Consider the following 16,638-nt stretch of genomic DNA (forward strand, 5'->3'; position numbering starts at 1 on the left):
ATAAGAACTTAAGCATCACTCAACCGTGATGTCCGGCGCATCCGGGTTTTTCATGCCCACGACATGATAGCCCGCATCGACGTGCAGCACTTCGCCCGTCACCCCGCCCGATAGTTCGGAACAAAGATACAGCCCCGCGCCGCCGACATCCTCGATGGTCACGTTGCGACGCAGCGGCGCATTATATTCGTTCCACTTCATTATGTAGCGGAAGTCGCCGATCCCGCTCGCTGCCAGCGTCTTGATCGGCCCCGCGCTGATCGCGTTGACGCGGATGCCCTCGGGGCCGAGGTCGGCGGCGAGATATTGCACGCTCGTCTCCAGCGCGGCCTTGGCGACGCCCATGACGTTGTAATGCGGGATCACCTTTTCGGCGCCATAATAGGTCAGCGTGACGATCGACCCGCCCTCGCTCATCATCTCCTTGGCGCGCTTGGCCACCGCGACCAGGCTGTAGGCCGAGATGTTCATGGTCATCAGGAAGTTGTCGAGGCTGGTGTCGACATAACCGCCGCGCAGCTCGCTCTTGTCCGAAAAGCCGATCGCGTGAACGACAAAATCGAGGCTGTCCCAGCGCTCCTTGAGCGTCTCGAACGCGCGGTCGAGATTTTCCATGTCGGCGACGTCGCACTCGATCAGGAAGTCGGACCCCAGTTCGCCCGCCAATGGCCGCACGCGCTTCTCCAGCGCTTCGCCCATATAGGAGAAAGCGAGCTCCGCGCCTTCGTCCGCCAGTTTCTTCGAAATGCCCCAGGCCAACGACTTGTTGTTGGCCAACCCCATGATCAGGCCGCGTTTACCCTTCATGATGCCGCTCATCGGCGATTCCCCTCTTCGTCGCAGTCTAACTCTTCATCAGGGTCCTCTTCGTCCTCGCCCAGATCCTCGATCTGGAGCTCGGAGACGTAGGGGCCCTCATAATGCTCGCCCTTTAGCGCGGTATCGCCCGAATCCGCCAGTGCCGCGTTCAACTCCGCGCCGATCACCACGCCAAAGCCGACAATGTAGAAGAAGATCAGCGTGATCATCACGCCCGCAATGCTGCCATAGGTGCGTTCATACCCGCCGAACAGCCCGATCGCATTGGGCAGCAATTCGACCGTGATCAGCCACCACACTGTCACCAGCGCCGCGCCCGGCCACTTCTTGCACTGGCGCTTGCGATAGCGCGTCGGCGTCAACAGGAAGAAGATCAGGTAGATCGTCCCGAACAAAGCCGCTGCGGGGATCAGGCGATAGAGGCCAAGGTCGGTCGCGACATCGTCGGTAAAGGGCACCGCCTCGTTGATCGCATGCTGCAACCCGGTCAGCGCCACCGTGGCCGCAAATGCTGCCATCAACAGCACCACCGCGCCCACGATCATTCCGATCGAACCCAGCCGATACTCCCAGAAGGGCGCCGAATATTTGACGCCATAGGCACGGCGTAAAATGTCGCGGATCGTCTCGATGAAGCTCGCCGCAGTCCAGAGCCCGACGAGCGCACCGAACCACAGAAGCAGGCCCGAGCGCGCATTGGCGACATCGAATAGCGGCCCGGCCAGCACTTCGGCGACGTTGGGCGGCAGCTGTGACAGGATGGTCAGGATCGCGCTATCGCTGCTCCCGTCACGGCCCAGCAGCTGAGCGACCGCGGTCGCCAGGATGATGAACGGAAACAGGGCGAGCAGAGAGATATAGGCAAGGTTGCCGGCATGGACGAACCCGTCCGAATAGACGCCCACGCCCACGCGCTTGAGCACGGTGAGCGTGTTTTCCTTGCTGAATTTCCGCTTGAGCGCCTCCTTGCCGAAACGCGCATGGATCGCGGCGCTGCGCTTGCGTCTCGCCTCGGGGCTCTCGGGGGAACGACCGGTCACACCGCCCTAACGCGCTAAAGGCCCATTTCGCTTCGTACGCCCGCGGGCTTGTCGAAATCCTTCACGAACTTGGCAAGATCCGGATCGTCCTTGGGGATCTTGATCTCCAGCGTGACCAGCTGGTCGCCGCGTCCGCCGCCCTTCTTCGACCAGCCTTTGCCTTTCAGCCGCAGCGTCGTGCCGCCGCTGGCGTTCTTCGGGACCGTTACCATCACCGGACCGTCGACCGTCGGCGCCTTCACCTTCGCGCCCTCGACCGCTTCTTTGAGCGTCACGGGCAAGTCGACGCGGATATCGTCGCCGTCGCGGCGGAAATATTTGTGGCCCTTGACGATAATCGTGACGATCGCGTCGCCCTTGCCGCCCGGGCCGTCCTGGCCCTGCCCCGCCAGCCGGATCTTGGTCCCGTCCTCGACGCCCTGGGGCAGCTTCATGTCGATCGTCTTGCCGCCCGCCAGCTTGACCCGCTGCGGCTCGAGGCTTGCGGCATCTTCGAACGGCACGGTCAACCGATAGGCGACGTCCGCGCCCTTGGGCCGCGGCGCGCTGCGCGTGCGGGTCTGGCCGCCGCCGAAGCCGCCGCCGCGCGGGCGGCTTCCGCCGAACAGGCCTTCGAACAGGTCGGACAGGTCTTCCATCCCGCCCGTGTCGAACCCGCCCGGGCCCGCGCCCGCCGCGCCGCCCTGGCCGGGACGAAACCCGCCAAATCCGCCGCCACCGCCCATGCCGAACGGCATCTTGGGGTTGCCCTCTTCGTCGATCTCGCCGCGGTCGTACTGCGCGCGTTTGTCCTTGTCCGACAGGATGTCGTACGCCTGCGTGACCTTGCCGAAGCGCTCGGCGGCCTTGGGATTGTCCTTGTTCCGGTCGGGGTGCAGCTGCTTGGCAAGGCTCCGATAGGCCTTCTTGATTTCGGCCTCGGAGGCTCCGCGCTTCACGCCCAGGTGCTGATATAGGTCCATAAGACGCCTCTTTAGTCACACCAAACGCCCGATGGCCAGAGGGGTTTCGGATTTTCGTTGCGGGTCCGGCGGCGCGGGCCTACCCCTGCGGCCATGAACCCGTTCGACCTATTTAATGAATGGTACGAGGAGGCCAAGGCCTCCGAACCCTCCGACCCCAACGCCATGGCCGTCGCCACCGCCACCGCCGAGGGGCGCCCGTCGGTGCGGATGGTGCTGTTCAAGGATCACGGCCCCGACGGGTGGGTGTTCTACACCAACACCCTCTCGCGAAAAGGGGAGGAATTGGCCGAAAACGACCGCGCCGCGCTCTGCATCCACTGGAAGAGCTCCTACAAGCAGGTCCGCATCGAAGGACCCGTCGAACAGGTAACCGACGCTGAAGCCGACGCCTATTTCGCCAGCCGCGAACGCTCCAAGCAACTCGCCGCCTCCGCCTCGCTCCAGAGCCAGGAACTCGAAAGCCGCGAGCTGTTCGAGGCCAAGGTCGACGAGCTCGACAAGCTCTATTGCGACAGCGACCTTCCCCGCCCGCCCCACTGGACCGGCTACCGCGTCATCCCGCGCTGCATCGAATTCTGGGAAGGCACGCAAGAACGCATGCACCACCGCCGCCTGTTCACAGACGAGGGGAACGGACGCTGGAGCGAGACATTGCTCTACCCGTGAGCGGATTTCACGGACATCATCACGGGCACGATCACGGCCCCTCCCGCGCGCAGCTGACCGGCCGCGCCGCGCTCGCGTCCATTTCGGTCGCGCTGTTCCTCGTCGGGCTCAAGGTTTGGGCCAGCTGGGGCACCGGCTCGGTTGCCATGCTCGGCAGCCTTGCCGACACTGCGCTCGACCTGCTCGCCAGCCTCGTCACCTTCTTCGGCGTCCGCTTCGCCGCCATGCCCGCGGACGAAGAGCACCGCTTCGGCCACGGCAAGGCCGAGGCACTCGCCGCGCTATTCCAGGTCGTGCTGATCAGCTTCTCCGCGCTCGGCATCGCCTATCGCGCCTTCCTCCAGTTCGGCGCTGACGAACCCACCCGGGAACTCGAGCTGGGCGTCGGCGTCTCGGTCGTCGCGATTCTCGTCACGCTCGGCCTCCTCGCCTACCAACGCTACGTGATCCGCAAGACCGGCTCGGTCGCGATCATGACCGACCATGTCCACTATCAATCGGACCTGCTGCTCAACCTCTCGGTCATCGCCGCGCTCGTGCTCGACCAGCTATTCGGCTTTCACTTCATCGACCCGCTCTTCGGTTTCGCCATCGCGGTCTGGCTGATGATCGGCGCCTGGCGTGGCGCGACCCATGCCATCGACCAGCTGATGGACCGCGAATGGGACGACGAAAAACGCGACCGCTTCCTCGACATGGTCAAGGCGCATCCCGAACTGCACGGCATTCACGAGCTGCGTACCCGCACCTCGGGCGGCCACGACTTCGCACAATTCCACATCTGGCTCGATCCCGACATGACGGTCGCCGAAGCCCATGACGTGATGGACGAGGTCGAGGCGATGATCCGCAAGGAATTTCCCGACACCGACATTCTCATCCATCCCGATCCCAAGGACTTGGAAGAGCGCGGACAGGATACCACCCCCGAATGACCGACATTCCTTTCACGCAGGTCGATGCCTTCGTCGTCGACGGCAAGCCGTTGACCGGCAATCCGGCCGCAGTGATGATCCTCGACGACTGGCTGCCCGACGAGACGATGCAGGCCGTCGCGGTCGAGAACAACCTGTCCGAAACCGCCTTCCTCGGGAAGGCCGACGGCGGCGAAGCCGACTGGCACCTGCGCTGGTTCACGCCTTCGTCGGAGGTCAACATGTGCGGGCACGCGACCATCGCGTCGGGTCATGTCGTCATCGACGATGCGCCAAGTGTCCGTTTCAAGACGAAGAGCGGTGTGCTCCCGGTGTCGCGCGACGGCGACACGCTGATCCTCGACCTGCCCGCAAACCCCGTCGCCGAAGTCGACCGCGCCGACCTCTGTCAGGCCCTCGGCATCGCACCGCGCCCCCTGCACTTCACCGACCGCTACGACGGCGCGGCGATAGTGTTGCTGGACAGCCAGGAGGACGTCGAAGCGGTCTCGCCCGATTTCGCGGCGCTACGCGATTACCCTTATCTCGTCATCGTCACCGCGCCCGGCCGCGACACCGATATCGCCAGCCGAGTCTTTGCAGGCGGGTTCGGGATCGACGAGGATCCGGTGACCGGCTCGGCCCACGCCGCACTCGGACCTTTCTGGGCCGACCGCCTCGGTCGCGACCGCTTTACCGCGCTGCAAGCCTCCGCGCGCGGCGGTCATCTCGACATCCATCTCGATGGCGACCGCGTCAAACTCGGCGGAATTTGCCTGACCGTGATCGAAGGGACTTTCCGGCTCTAGGCCGGCTCCAACGCCGCCGCCTGCGTCTCGGTGATCGTGCCACCACCGAGCAATCGCTCGCCATCATAAAACACCGCCGACTGTCCCGGCGCGACCCCATATTCGGGCTTGGCGAAGGTCACGCGGCTACCGTCCCACAGCGCGGGCGTCGGCGGCGCAAGGCTGCGTACCTTGGCCTCAACCTCGCGCTGGTCCTCGGCAAGCCAGTTGATATCCTCGACGCTGGCCGACGCGACCGCGAGCGCGCGGCGCGGTCCGACCCGCACAATTCGCGCATCGGGCTCGATCCCGACTACGTAAACCGGCTCCGCCAGCCCACCGATCTCGAGCCCGCGCCGCTGTCCGATCGTATAGTGGACCACACCCTCATGCTGTCCGAGCACCGTGCCGTCGACATGGACGATGTCGCCCGGTGCCGCCGTTTCGGGGCGCAGCTTCTTGACCAGCGAAGCATAGTCGCCGTCGGGCACGAAGCAGATATCCTGGCTGTCGGGCTTGCCCGCCACTTCCAGCCCCGCCCCTTCAGCGATCTGCCGGACTTCGGGCTTGGGCATGTCGCCCAGCGGGAAGCGCAGGAAGTCGAGCTGCTCTGCAGTCGTGCCATAAAGGAAATAGCTCTGGTCGCGGCGCGGGTCCTTGCCCTTCCACAGCTCCACCCGCCCCTCGCGCTCGACGCGGCGGACATAGTGGCCGGTGGCAAGGCAGGTCGCCCCCAGCTCCTTGGCGAAGCCGATCAGGTCGACAAACTTCACCCCCTGGTTGCACTGGGTGCAGGGAATGGGCGTGCGGCCCTTGGCATATTCGTCGGCAAACTGGTCGATCACGCCTTCGCGAAAGCGCGTTTCGTAATCGAGCACGTAATGCGGGATACCCAGATTGTCGCACACCACCTTGGCATCGTAGATGTCCTGTCCCGCACAGCAGCTGCCCGAGCGCGCTACCGCCTCGCCATGATCGTAAAGCTGCATCGTCACGCCGATCACCTCGGCCCCCGTCTGCGCCGCCAGCACGGCGACCACGGACGAGTCCACGCCGCCTGACATGGCGACGACGATACGCGCTTCGCTGGGCGCGACGGGAAGATCGAAGTTTCGGGACATTTCGGGCGCGTCTTTACCGGAAATTCACCCTGTTCGCATAGACCCAATGGCGAAACAGGTGGGGAAGGAGCGGTTTTTGGCCCGCTACGAGAAGGAATTGGAGGCAGCCGGAGAGGCTCCGCTCGATATTGTGGAGTGGATTTCGGCCCTCGCGAAGAAGGAAGGCGAAAAGGGTGCCGATTCGCATGGTGCACAGGTGGCACGGATGCTGTCGGGACTGGATTGCGGAGAGACGCTGGGGGGCGCTTTTGCGCCCTCACGGTTAACGGGACCAAAGGAAAAATAAGGACCCCGTTAACCTTGGGCGATGAGAATTTGTTGAATTGCGGGCCGTTAAAAGAGGTCCATCGAAGTTGAACAGGAACTGAGGCAAGAGAATGCTCGAGAATCAGAAAATCCGGCCAGCCCAGGTTGTCGGTCCGCTTGGCGAACCGCTGACCATGGAATCGCTGCCGCCCGCCAACACCACTCGTTGGGTGGTTCGCCGCAAGGCGGAGGTGGTCGCTGCGGTCGCCGGGGGCCTGCTCACCGTCGATGAGGCGTGCGAACGCTACGCCTTGAGCCTCGAAGAGTTTACCAGCTGGCAACGTGCTGTGGACCGGTCGGGCATGCCCGGCCTGCGGGTCACCCGCCTCAAGCAGTATCGCGACCAGTATGAGCGCCAACAGCGCTACTAGGTTCAACTCCCACAGGGTTCACCCTCGCTACGACTACGGCCCCGCCTTCCCCGGCGGGGCCTTTTTTTTGCGCCCGCGAAGGGTCGTGCCGCTTGCCAAACGATTTCGACTCCGGAACATTAGTCCCGCATCGGGGGTTCAAACGGTGCAACAGCAACTGGCCCGGGGCGTAAATTCCCAAAAAAACCCCGGGCGCAACAGGAGGGAATCTATGGGTTGGATTGTCGTTATTATCGTCGGTGGCCTGATCGGTTGGGTCGCAAGCATGATCATGCGGACCGACGCGCAGCAGGGAATCCTGCTCAACATCGTCGTCGGCATCGTCGGCGCGCTGCTCGCCGGCCTGCTCATCCCGGGTGCCTCGATCACCGCGGGTGTCAGCATTACCAGCATCCTCTGGTCGCTCTTGGGCGCCGTGGTCCTGCTGGGGATCGTCAACCTCGTGAAGCGAGGCTCGGTCCGCTAGCTTCGACAGAAGCCTGAACGGAACAGGCCGCCGGACACGTTCCGGCGGCCTTTTTCGTGCCTATTCGAGGTCGAAGCTCATCTGCAGCACGACCGCAACATCCTGCTCGCCGGGAACGATTTGGGTATCCGCGGCGTCTTCCATCGCCATCGAGCGCGCCGCGTTCATGACGATCGGCGGACGATTGGCCGCGCGGCCTTCGCTGACCATCACCACCCGCGTCACGCGCTTGCCCATCGCGGCCGCATAAAGCTCGGCCCGCTGGCGGCCCTCGGCGATCGCGTTCGCGCGCGCCTCGTCCATCGCCGCATCGACGTCGTCGATCGACAGCATCGGGCCGTTAATCTGGTTGGCCCCAACCGACACCAGCGCATCGATGATCTCGCCCGACTTCGCGATGTCGCGAAAGCGCACGCTGACCTGGTTGGTCGCGACATAGCCGGTCAACACCGGCCCTTCGCCGGATTCGCGGCGATAGTCATATTGCGGATTGAGGCTGAGCTGGCTGGTGCGGATGTCACGTTCCGCCACCCCCGCCTCGCGCAGCGCGGCCAGCACTTGCGACATGCGCTGTGCATTCTGGCGGATCGCCTCCTGCGCGGTGCGCGCGCGGGTCTGCACACCGGTGCTGATCGTCGCGATGTCTGGCACCCGGGTGGTCTTGCCCGTGACCGTCAGGTCGAGCCGCGTGGCGTCTTCGGCCAAGGCCGGCGCGGTCTGCACTTGCGCCATGGCGGTCGCGGGGTTGAGCGCCAGCGCGGCGGCGAGAATGGGAAGGATACGCGTGGAAGTCATGATCTGGCCTCTCTCAACAGCAAGGGGGCGTCCGACAATCGGCGCCTCCCCCTGCACTTGGCATGAACGCTATTCGACGAACGGCTGCCCTATTTGCGGCGCAGGAACAGGCGGTAGGCGAGCAGGATCAGGAAGGCCCCTGCGATGGCAGCGAAGAAGCCCGCGCCCTCGCCCGCCTCGTACCAGCCGACGGCCTTGCCGAGGAAACCGGCCAGCATCGCGCCCGCAATGCCAAGGAGAATCGTGATGAAACAGCCGCCCGGATCCTTGCCCGGCATCAGCAATTTGGCGATCGCGCCCGCGACCAACCCAATGAAAATCCAACCGATAAAACCATATTCCGGCGACATGACCGTCTCCTTACCCTTTGGCGGGCTCCCCCGCATTTGGCCTCGTTGCACCGTAGCAACCCTTTTCGACAAATGACCATGGGGGCACTTGGTTGCATTGCGCCACGCGTGTAGACGTGAAGGAAAGTCCGTTTTGTGGCGCAAGGCCGCGCTTGCGGACGGTGACTTAATAGCCTAATACAGTTGCTCGGACGAAGGAGCGGGCTGCGCCCGAGACAGGAAGACATGAACATGAACGAACAGAGCGCGACGCTGGCGATTGCCGCCGACGAAGAGCTGGAGGCACGTCGCAAGAAGCGCCGCATCCTGATGATCGTCGGGGCGGTGCTGGTGCTGGCACTGGTGGTGTTCGGCCTGTCGCGGATCGGCGGCAACGCCAGCGACAGCCCCGCCGCCGCAGGCGCGCAGCGCGCCGGACAGGCGGCGCGCGTGACGGTCATCGTGCCGGGCGCAAGCGACGTGGCGCGTACTATCACCGCATCGGGCTCGCTCGAGGCGCGCCGCGACCAGCCGGTCGGCGTGTCGGGACAGGGTGGCCGCGTGGTCAGCGTGCTGGCGGAGCCGGGCGACTGGGTCCGCCAGGGCCAGCTGCTCGCACAGATCGAACGCAGCGTGCAGAGCCAGGAAGCCGCGCAGATCCGCGCCAACGTCGCGGCCGCGCAGGCCGACGCCGCGCTCGCGAAGAACGAACTCGACCGCGCCAAGGCGCTCGAGGAACGCGGTTTCGTGTCCAAGGCCGATATCGATCGCAAGCAGGCGGCCTATGACGCTGCCAACGCGCGCGTTCGCGTCAACCAGGCGCAGCTGGGCGCGACCAACGCCCGCATCGCGCAGCTCGATGTGCGCGCGCCCACTTCGGGCCTGATCCTCGACCGCAATGTCGAGGTCGGCCAGGTCGTGTCTGCGGGCACGCCCATGCTGTTCCGCATGGCGCGTGGCGGTGAGATGGAAATGCGCGCCAAGCTGTCGCAGCAGGATCTTAACCGCGTCAGCGTCGGCATGCCCGTCGAGGTCACGCCGGTCGGCTCGGACAAGGTCTTCACCGGCACCATCTGGCAGGTCTCGCCCGTCATCGACCCGCAGAACCGCCAGGGCGAGGTGCGCATCGCCATTCCCTATGACGAAGCCATTCGCCCGGGCGGATTTGCCGAAGCGCGCATTTCGGGCGGCGTGACGAGCGCGCCGCTCCTGCCACAGTCGGCGGTGCTCGCCGATGCCGCGGGCAACTATGTCTACATCGTCAACGACAATGACGAGGTCGAACGTCGCAACGTGACGGTCGGCAGAGTGGATGACGAGGGCGTCACCATCGCTGCGGGGATCGACGGTACCGAACGTGTCGTCAGCCGCGCCGGCTCCTTCCTCGCCGAGGGTCGCAAGGTCGACCCCGTTCGCGAAGCGGCCGCCCAGGAGTAATCCCATGAACTTTCGCAATATCTCGGCCTGGAGCATCCGCAACCCGGTGCCGCCGATCGTATTGTTCACGATCCTGCTGGTCACCGGCATCATCTCGTTCGCGCGCATGGAAGTCACGGGCAATCCCGACATCGACTTTCCCGCCGCTTATGTGACGATCATCCAGCCGGGTGCTGCACCCGAGGAGATCGAGACCCAGATCACCCAGCGCGTCGAAGCCGCCGTGCGCGGGATCGAGGGCGTCGACGAGATCAACAGCTCGGTCAACGAGGGCAGCTCGGGCACGTTTGTGCAGTTCGAAATCGGGACCGATACCGACCGCGGCGTGAACGACGTGCGCGACGCCATTGCCCAGGTGCGTGGCAGCCTGCCCTCGGGCATTCTCGAACCGCGGGTCAGCCGCGTCGATATTTCGAACGATAGCCTGTCCTTCATCGCCGCGCGCACCACCGACATGACGCTCGAGGAACTGAGCTGGTTCATCGACAATGAAGTCAACCGCCGTCTGCTCGGCGTCGAAGGGATTGCCGAGGTCCGACGCTTCGGCGGCGTCGACCGCGAAATTCGCGTGGTGCTCGACCCCGCCGCGATGCAGGCGCAGGGCCTGACCGCCGCCTCGGTCAACAACCAGCTTCGCCAGCTCAACATCAACGCTGCCGGCGGCCGGACCGAAATCGCCGGCTCGCAGCAGTCGGTCCGCGTGCTCGGCAATGCCGCCACCGCCAATGCGCTTGCCGAGACGCAGATCTCGACCGGCTTCGGCCGCACCGTGCGCCTGCGCGACATTGCCGAGGTCAGCGACAGCGCGTCCGAACAGACCAGCTACGCCCGCATGAATGGCGAGGAAGTGGTCGTCTTCAACTTCAGCCGCGCCAAGGGTGCGTCCGACGTGACGTCTTACGAGGAAGGCTGGGTCGAACTCGAGAAGATCGAGCAGGACGACCCGCGCGTCGACTTCATCGAAATCTCGAACAACGTCAAATATACCAAGGTCCAGTACGCCAGCTCGATGCAGGCGCTGATCGAAGGCGCCCTGCTCGCGGTGCTCGTGGTCTTCCTCTTCCTGCGCGATTTCCGCGCCACGATCATCGCCGCGGTGGCCATCCCGCTCTCGGCCATCCCCGCCTTCTTCTTCATGGAGCTGATGGGCATCAACCTGAACTTCCTCAGCCTCCTCGCCTTGGCGTTGGTGGCAGGGGTGCTGGTCGATGACGCGATCGTGGAGATCGAGAATATCGTGCGCCACATGCGCATGGGCAAATCCGCCTACCAGGCGTCGATCGACGCCGCGGACGAGATCGGCCTCGCCGTGCTCGCGACCACCATGACCATCGTCGCGGTGTTCCTGCCCGTGGCGCTGATGCCCGGCATTTCGGGCCAGTTCTTCCGCAACTTCGGCTACACCGTCGTGCTCGCGGTGGTCATGAGCCTGTTCGTCGCGCGAATGATTACACCGCTCATGGCGGCCTATTTCCTCAAGGCTCATGGCGAGCAGGAGCATGCCAACGGCAAGTTCATGCAGTGGTATCTCAAGGTGCTGAGCTGGACCCTGTCCAAGGACAAGATGGTCGCTGCGCGCCAAGGCCTGGTCGAGCCGCCGAGCAAGCCCAAATATCACATCGTCCCCGCCGCGATTGCTGGCGTGGTCGCACTGGCGATGACCGTCATGGGGCAAATGCAGCCCGAGGCGCCCTCGCTCGTGATGGCGCTCGTCTCCTTCGTCTTCACCGCGCTCTTGCTGTGGGGCGTCTTCAGCATCCTCGCGATCCTAATCGGCCTCGTCGTCGCCAAGCTTCGCGGGACCGAAACCAACGGCTGGGCCGCGCGCTCGCAATATCGCTGGACCAAGTTCCGCACGCGCCTGAAGGACCATCGCATGGCCGCGGTCGGCGGCGGCATCACCACGCTGGTGCTCACCGTCGTCCTGTTCGCGACCCTGCCGATGCAGTTCAGCCCGCGCGAAGACCGCGACACGTCGACCGTCAATATCGGCCTTCCGCCGGGCGCGACGATCGAACAGACCGCCGAACTCACCGGGCGCGTCGCCGCCATTGTCGGCGAGCATCCGCAGGTCGAGAATGTCTTCCAGCGCATCTTCACCAATAGCGGCAACGTCAACGTCATCTGGAAAGACGACCGCCCGCGCCCGAGCTTCGAATATGAGCAGGAGCTTGCCCCCGCGCTCGCGCAGGTGCCCGACGCGCGCGTCAACTTCCAGTCGCAGGGTGGCGGCGGTCCGGGCGGCTCCGGGCAGGCGATCACCTTCTATCTCGGCTCGAGCGACCCCGAGCTTCTCGAGGAAACCGCCTACAAGATCGCCGACGAAATGGCGGCCACGACGCAGCTCGTCGGCCCGCGCGTGGTCGGCGACGATATCCGTCCCGAAATCACGATCACCCCGCGCTTCGACCTCGCCGCCGATCTCGGCGTCACCACGGTCGCGCTGTCGCAGACCATACGCATCGCGACGATCGGCGAGATCGAGCAGAACAGCGCCAAATTCTCGCTCTCCGACCGCCAGATCCCGGTCCGCGTCTCGCTCAGCGAGGAACAGCGCGAGGATATCGACACGCTCCTGAATCTGCCCGTGCCGACCGCCAACGGCGGCTCGGTGCCGCTCAAGTCGGTCGCCGACATCGGCTTCGGCGCCGGTCCGACCACGATCCAGCGCACCGACCAGATGCGCCGCATCGCGATCGGCGCAGACCTTGCGCCCGATGTCCCGGTCGGCGTCGGCTGGCAAACCGTCAACGAACTGCCCACGCTCGCCAACCTGCCGCGCGGCGTGCAGCGGCTCGAACTGGGCGAACAGAAGTGGCAGGCCGAACTGCTCCGCAACTTCGTCATCGCAGTCCTTGCCGGCGTCATGCTGGTGTTCGCGGTGCTCGTCCTGCTCTACCGCCGCTTCCTCGCGCCCTTCGTCAACATGGGTTCGCTCCTGCTGGCCCCGCTCGGTGCCGCCTTCGCGCTCCACCTTGCGGGCATGAGCATCTCGCTCCCGGTCTTCATCGGGTTGCTGATGCTGCTCGGCATCGTCGCCAAGAACTCGATCCTGCTGGTCGATTTCGCGCTCGAGATGATGAACCACGGCATGGAGAAGGACGAAGCCATCTACGAAGCCGGGCACAAGCGTGCGCAGCCGATCGTGATGACCACGGTCGCGATGGTCGCGGGCATGATCCCGATCGCGCTCTCGCTCCACGGCGACAGCAGCTGGCGCGCGCCGATGGGCTATGCGGTGATCGGCGGCCTGATCTTCTCGACCGTGCTCACCCTCCTCCTCGTCCCCGCCTATTTCAGCATGGCGATCGACGTGGAGAAGAAGCTCGCGAAGAAGTTCGGTCGCTTCGTCAATGATGACGGGCAGCGCCGCATCCCGGCCAACGAGACGCCGCGCCCGATCGCCGGACCCAACGATCCGCCGCTACCTGCGGAATAAATTGCGGACACGCGCGTTCGAGTAAGGATGGCAACGCCCGCACTCTCCCGCTTCAACCCGGCGCAGCCCGGCGCTGCGTCGATGAAGCTGGTCGCCACCGGCCTCCTGGTCGCGATGGCGGTCGCCTTCTTCACGGCGCGCGCTTATGTCGACACCTATCCGGTCCTCGGCTGGGCCAAGGCCTTCTCGGAGGCCGCGATGGTCGGCGGGCTTGCCGACTGGTTCGCGGTCACCGCCCTGTTCCGCCACCCGCTCGGCCTGCCCATTCCGCACACCGCGATCATCCCCAAGAACAAGGACCGGATCGGCGACACGCTCGCCAAGTTCATTCGCGAGAATTTCCTGATTCCCCAGGTCGTGGCGCGGCGGATGAACCGGCTCGACCTCGCCGGCGCTGCCGGTCGCTTCCTCAAGACCCCGCCCAAGGGTGAAGAGAACCGCATGCGCGAGGGCGCGAGCCGCCTGATCGCCGATCTCGCCGAAAGCCTCGACGACGAAAGGCTCGGCGGCATCGTAAAGGGCGCGATTTCCTCACGCCTCAAGAAGGCCGAGGTCTCACCGCTGATCGGCCGCGGGCTCGCCAAGGCGATCAACGAAGACCGCCACTTGCCCCTCATCGAGGCGAGCATCCGCTGGCTCGCGCGCGTGCTCGACGCCAACGAGAGTACCATCCGCGCGATGGTCAAGGACCGGGTCAGCTGGGTGCTGCGCGTCGCCAGTCTCGACGAGAAACTCGCCGACGCCATCATGGACGGACTGCGCAAGCTCGCGCTCGACATGGAGGCGGACCCCGCCCACCCGATGCGCATCCGCATCGAACAACAGATGGCGGACATCGCCAACGACTTGCAGACCGACCCCGCGCTGCGCGAAAAAGTCGAGGGCTGGAAACTACAGCTGATCGAGAATGACAGCGTCGCGCTATGGCTCGACGGCATATGGCAGCAATTCCGCGAGGGCGTCATCAAGGGCGCGCGCAACCCCGACGCGGCGATGGCGGGCAAGCTCGGCGAAGTGCTGATCAGCATGGGCGAGAGTCTCGAGAGCGATCCGCGGCTCAAGACCGCCATCAACCGCTTCGCGCGCCGCGCCGTCGTCGGCATGGCCTCGACCTACGGCCACAACATGGTGACGCTGGTCAGCGACACGGTGCGCAGCTGGGACGCCCGCACCATCACCGACCGCCTCGAAGCCGCTGTCGGCCGCGACCTCCAATACATCCGCATCAACGGAACGCTGGTCGGCGGGTTAGTGGGCGTGTGTATCCATGTGCTGGATGTCGTCGGGCTCTAATCCTTCGTCATTGCGAGGAGCGCAGCGACGCGGCAATCCACCGCACCGCTATAGATCGCCGCGCTTCGCTCGCGATGACCAGATGCCTTACCCGCCGCTACGTCTCTCGATCGTCGCACCCACGCCCGCGAGTTTCTCTTCCAGCCGCTCGTAGCCACGGTCGAGGTGATAGACGCGCAGCACTTCGGTCTCGCCTTCCGCGACCAGTCCGGCAAGCACCAGGCTCATCGAGGCGCGTAGGTCGGTCGCCATCACCTTGGCACCCGTCATCTTGTCGACGCCGTGGACGATCGCCGAGCGCGCGCGCGTATCGATATTGGCGCCCATGCGGCGCAGTTCGGGGACGTGCATGAAGCGGTTTTCGAAGATGGTTTCCTCGAAATAGCTTTCGCCGTCGGCCATGCACATCATCGACATGAATTGCGCCTGCATGTCGGTCGGGAAGCCCGGATAGGGCGCGGTCGATACTGCCAGCGGACGCAGCTTGTCGGTCGCGGTGATCTTGAGTCCATCGGTGGTGAATTCGGTTAGCATGCCCGTCGCGACCAGCGCGTTGGTGATCGCCAGCATGTCCTTCGCACGCGCACCGACTAGCTCGATCGAGCCGCCGGTGATGCCTGCCGCGCAGGCATAGCTGCCCGCCTCGATCCGGTCGGGCATGACCTCATATTCCGCCCCGTGCAGCGCCTCGACGCCCGTAATCTTGAGGTGCGAGGAGCCGATGCCCTCGATCTTGGCCCCCATCGCGACGAGGCAATTGCACAGGTCGACGATTTCGGGTTCGCGCGCGGCGTTGAACAGGTTGGTCTCGCCGGTGCACAGCGTCGCCGCCATCACCGCATTCTCGGTCGCGCCGACCGAGACGACGGGGAAGCTATATTCGCCGCCGGGCAGCTTGCCCTTGGGCGCCACCGCCTTGACGTAGCCTTCGGCCAGCTCGATCTCCGCGCCCATCGCTTCCAGCGCGCGCAAGTGCAGGTCGATGGGTCGGTCACCGATCGCGCAGCCGCCGGGCAGCGACACCGTGCTCTCGCCCATCCGCGCCAGCATCGGGCCAAGCACCAATATCGAGGCGCGCATCTTGCGCACCAGCTCGTAGGGCGCGACGGTCGAGGCGATCTCGGAGGCATCGAGCGTGATTTTGCGACTATGCTCGCCAGCCTTGCGCCCCGCGAACGCCGTGGCGACGCCCAGCTCGTTCATGAGATGCGAAAAACTGTCGACATCGGCGAGCCGAGGCAGATTGCCGAGCGTCAGCTTCTCCTCGGTCAGCAGTGCGCAGGGAATGAGCGTCAGAACCGCGTTCTTCGCTCCCGAAATGGGGATCTTGCCCTCGAGGCGTTTGCCGCCCTGTACCCAGATAGAATCCATGGGGCCTGGCTGTAACGCCTAGCCCGAGAAGCGCAAGCTTACGCCTTTTCCAGTGTACATTGCAGCGGGTGCTGGTTCTCGCGGGCGCTGTCCATCACCTGCTGCACCTTGGTTTCGGCAACTTCGTAGGTGAACACGCCGCACACCGCGACGCCCTGCTGGTGCACCTGGAGCATGACGCGGGTCGCGTCCTCGATGCCCATGTTGAAGAAGCGCTGGAGGACCATCACGACGAATTCCATCGGCGTATAGTCGTCGTTGAGCATCAGTACCTTGTAATTGCTCGGCTTTTTGGTCTTGGCACGAGTCTTGGTCGCGACGCCGGTATCGGCCTCGTCGATATCGTCGGGGCCGGTGGGGCCGCCAGTCAAGAATCGCCAGTCGGTCATGTGCTCGTGCTCATTATGGTATCGGGGGAACGCTCTTCAACCCTTGAGCGCTCCCGATCCGTCTCAAAAAGAGAAGCGGCCGCCGCCCCCCGGACGACGACCGCTTCCTGATACCGGGCTCCCGCCGGA

The 16,638-nt window shown here is 64.8% G+C and carries 17 protein-coding genes; 9 read left to right on the forward strand and 8 right to left on the reverse strand.

Annotated elements, in window-relative coordinates:
• Positions 1–15: 15 nt before the first annotated feature.
• The 3 genes from fabI to KTQ36_RS10555 are packed head-to-tail and all read right to left on the reverse strand — an operon-like array spanning position 16 to position 2,821.
• Entirely contained in the window at positions 16–819 is an 804-nt protein-coding gene (fabI, locus tag KTQ36_RS10545) for an enoyl-ACP reductase FabI (RefSeq protein WP_218633612.1), read from the reverse strand.
• The gene (locus KTQ36_RS10550) at positions 816–1,859 is read right to left on the reverse strand and encodes a YihY/virulence factor BrkB family protein (protein ID WP_218633613.1); all 1,044 of its coding nucleotides are present in this window, start codon (positions 1,857–1,859) and stop codon (positions 816–818) included. Before KTQ36_RS10550 ends, fabI begins: the two co-directional genes overlap by 4 nt.
• Before the next feature lie 14 nt (positions 1,860–1,873).
• Entirely contained in the window at positions 1,874–2,821 is a 948-nt protein-coding gene (locus KTQ36_RS10555) for a DnaJ C-terminal domain-containing protein (RefSeq protein WP_218633614.1), read from the reverse strand.
• A gap of 93 nt (positions 2,822–2,914) precedes the next feature.
• Between KTQ36_RS10555 and pdxH the strand changes: the two genes are divergently transcribed.
• The 3 genes from pdxH to KTQ36_RS10570 are packed head-to-tail and all read left to right on the forward strand — an operon-like array spanning position 2,915 to position 5,213.
• Positions 2,915–3,490: a pyridoxamine 5'-phosphate oxidase gene (pdxH, locus tag KTQ36_RS10560; protein ID WP_218633615.1), complete on the forward strand. Its 576-nt coding sequence runs from the start codon at positions 2,915–2,917 to the stop codon at positions 3,488–3,490.
• Positions 3,487–4,425 carry a cation diffusion facilitator family transporter gene (locus KTQ36_RS10565; RefSeq protein ID WP_425600731.1) on the forward strand — a complete coding sequence of 313 codons (939 nt, stop codon included), beginning with the start codon at positions 3,487–3,489 and terminating at the stop codon, positions 4,423–4,425. Before pdxH ends, KTQ36_RS10565 begins: the two co-directional genes overlap by 4 nt.
• Entirely contained in the window at positions 4,422–5,213 is a 792-nt protein-coding gene (locus tag KTQ36_RS10570) for a PhzF family phenazine biosynthesis protein (protein ID WP_218633616.1), read from the forward strand. Before KTQ36_RS10565 ends, KTQ36_RS10570 begins: the two co-directional genes overlap by 4 nt.
• Here KTQ36_RS10570 and mnmA read toward each other — a convergent pair.
• The gene (mnmA, locus tag KTQ36_RS10575) at positions 5,210–6,313 is read right to left on the reverse strand and encodes a tRNA 2-thiouridine(34) synthase MnmA (protein WP_218633617.1); all 1,104 of its coding nucleotides are present in this window, start codon (positions 6,311–6,313) and stop codon (positions 5,210–5,212) included. The genes KTQ36_RS10570 and mnmA overlap by 4 nt on opposite strands.
• A 76-nt stretch (positions 6,314–6,389) precedes the next feature.
• On the opposite strand from mnmA, the gene KTQ36_RS10580 reads away from it, so the two are divergent.
• The 3 genes from KTQ36_RS10580 (at position 6,390) to KTQ36_RS10590 (ending at position 7,456) form a co-directional block, all read left to right on the forward strand.
• Complete coding sequence (locus tag KTQ36_RS10580) at positions 6,390–6,599, forward strand: hypothetical protein (RefSeq protein ID WP_218633618.1); 210 nt, start codon at positions 6,390–6,392, stop codon at positions 6,597–6,599.
• 91 nt (positions 6,600–6,690) lie between these two features.
• A complete protein-coding gene (gene sciP / locus KTQ36_RS10585) occupies positions 6,691–6,990 on the forward strand; it encodes a CtrA inhibitor SciP (RefSeq protein ID WP_218633619.1) in 300 nt (99 codons plus the stop codon).
• 211 nt (positions 6,991–7,201) lie between these two features.
• Entirely contained in the window at positions 7,202–7,456 is a 255-nt protein-coding gene (locus KTQ36_RS10590; protein ID WP_218633620.1) for a GlsB/YeaQ/YmgE family stress response membrane protein, read from the forward strand.
• 60 nt (positions 7,457–7,516) lie between these two features.
• On the opposite strand, the gene KTQ36_RS10595 is transcribed toward KTQ36_RS10590, so the two are convergent.
• Together KTQ36_RS10595 and KTQ36_RS10600 are read right to left on the reverse strand one after the other, a co-directional pair.
• Positions 7,517–8,251, reverse strand: a complete 735-nt coding sequence (locus tag KTQ36_RS10595; RefSeq protein WP_218633621.1) for an SIMPL domain-containing protein — start codon at positions 8,249–8,251, stop codon at positions 7,517–7,519.
• An 89-nt stretch (positions 8,252–8,340) separates the two neighbouring features.
• Complete coding sequence (locus tag KTQ36_RS10600; RefSeq protein ID WP_218633622.1) at positions 8,341–8,601, reverse strand: GlsB/YeaQ/YmgE family stress response membrane protein; 261 nt, start codon at positions 8,599–8,601, stop codon at positions 8,341–8,343.
• A gap of 225 nt (positions 8,602–8,826) precedes the next feature.
• On the opposite strand from KTQ36_RS10600, the gene KTQ36_RS10605 reads away from it, so the two are divergent.
• The 3 genes from KTQ36_RS10605 to KTQ36_RS10615 are packed head-to-tail and all read left to right on the forward strand — an operon-like array spanning position 8,827 to position 14,749.
• On the forward strand, positions 8,827–10,017 hold the full coding sequence (locus KTQ36_RS10605; protein WP_425600732.1) for an efflux RND transporter periplasmic adaptor subunit: 1,191 nt from the start codon (positions 8,827–8,829) through the stop codon (positions 10,015–10,017).
• Between the two features lie 4 nt (positions 10,018–10,021).
• A complete protein-coding gene (locus KTQ36_RS10610) occupies positions 10,022–13,456 on the forward strand; it encodes an efflux RND transporter permease subunit (protein ID WP_218633624.1) in 3,435 nt (1,144 codons plus the stop codon).
• 27 nt (positions 13,457–13,483) lie between these two features.
• Positions 13,484–14,749, forward strand: coding sequence for a DUF445 domain-containing protein (locus tag KTQ36_RS10615; RefSeq protein ID WP_255554559.1), 1,266 nt, complete (start codon positions 13,484–13,486; stop codon positions 14,747–14,749).
• An 87-nt stretch (positions 14,750–14,836) separates the two neighbouring features.
• On the opposite strand, the gene murA is transcribed toward KTQ36_RS10615, so the two are convergent.
• Positions 14,837–16,120 carry a UDP-N-acetylglucosamine 1-carboxyvinyltransferase gene (gene murA, locus KTQ36_RS10620; protein ID WP_218633625.1) on the reverse strand — a complete coding sequence of 428 codons (1,284 nt, stop codon included), beginning with the start codon at positions 16,118–16,120 and terminating at the stop codon, positions 14,837–14,839.
• 38 nt (positions 16,121–16,158) lie between these two features.
• Entirely contained in the window at positions 16,159–16,509 is a 351-nt protein-coding gene (gene clpS / locus KTQ36_RS10625; RefSeq protein ID WP_218633626.1) for an ATP-dependent Clp protease adapter ClpS, read from the reverse strand.
• Positions 16,510–16,638 lie beyond the last annotated feature (129 nt).

Source organism: Sphingomicrobium clamense (assembly GCF_019264355.1).
In the GTDB taxonomy this organism is placed as follows: domain Bacteria; phylum Pseudomonadota; class Alphaproteobacteria; order Sphingomonadales; family Sphingomonadaceae; genus Sphingomicrobium; species Sphingomicrobium clamense.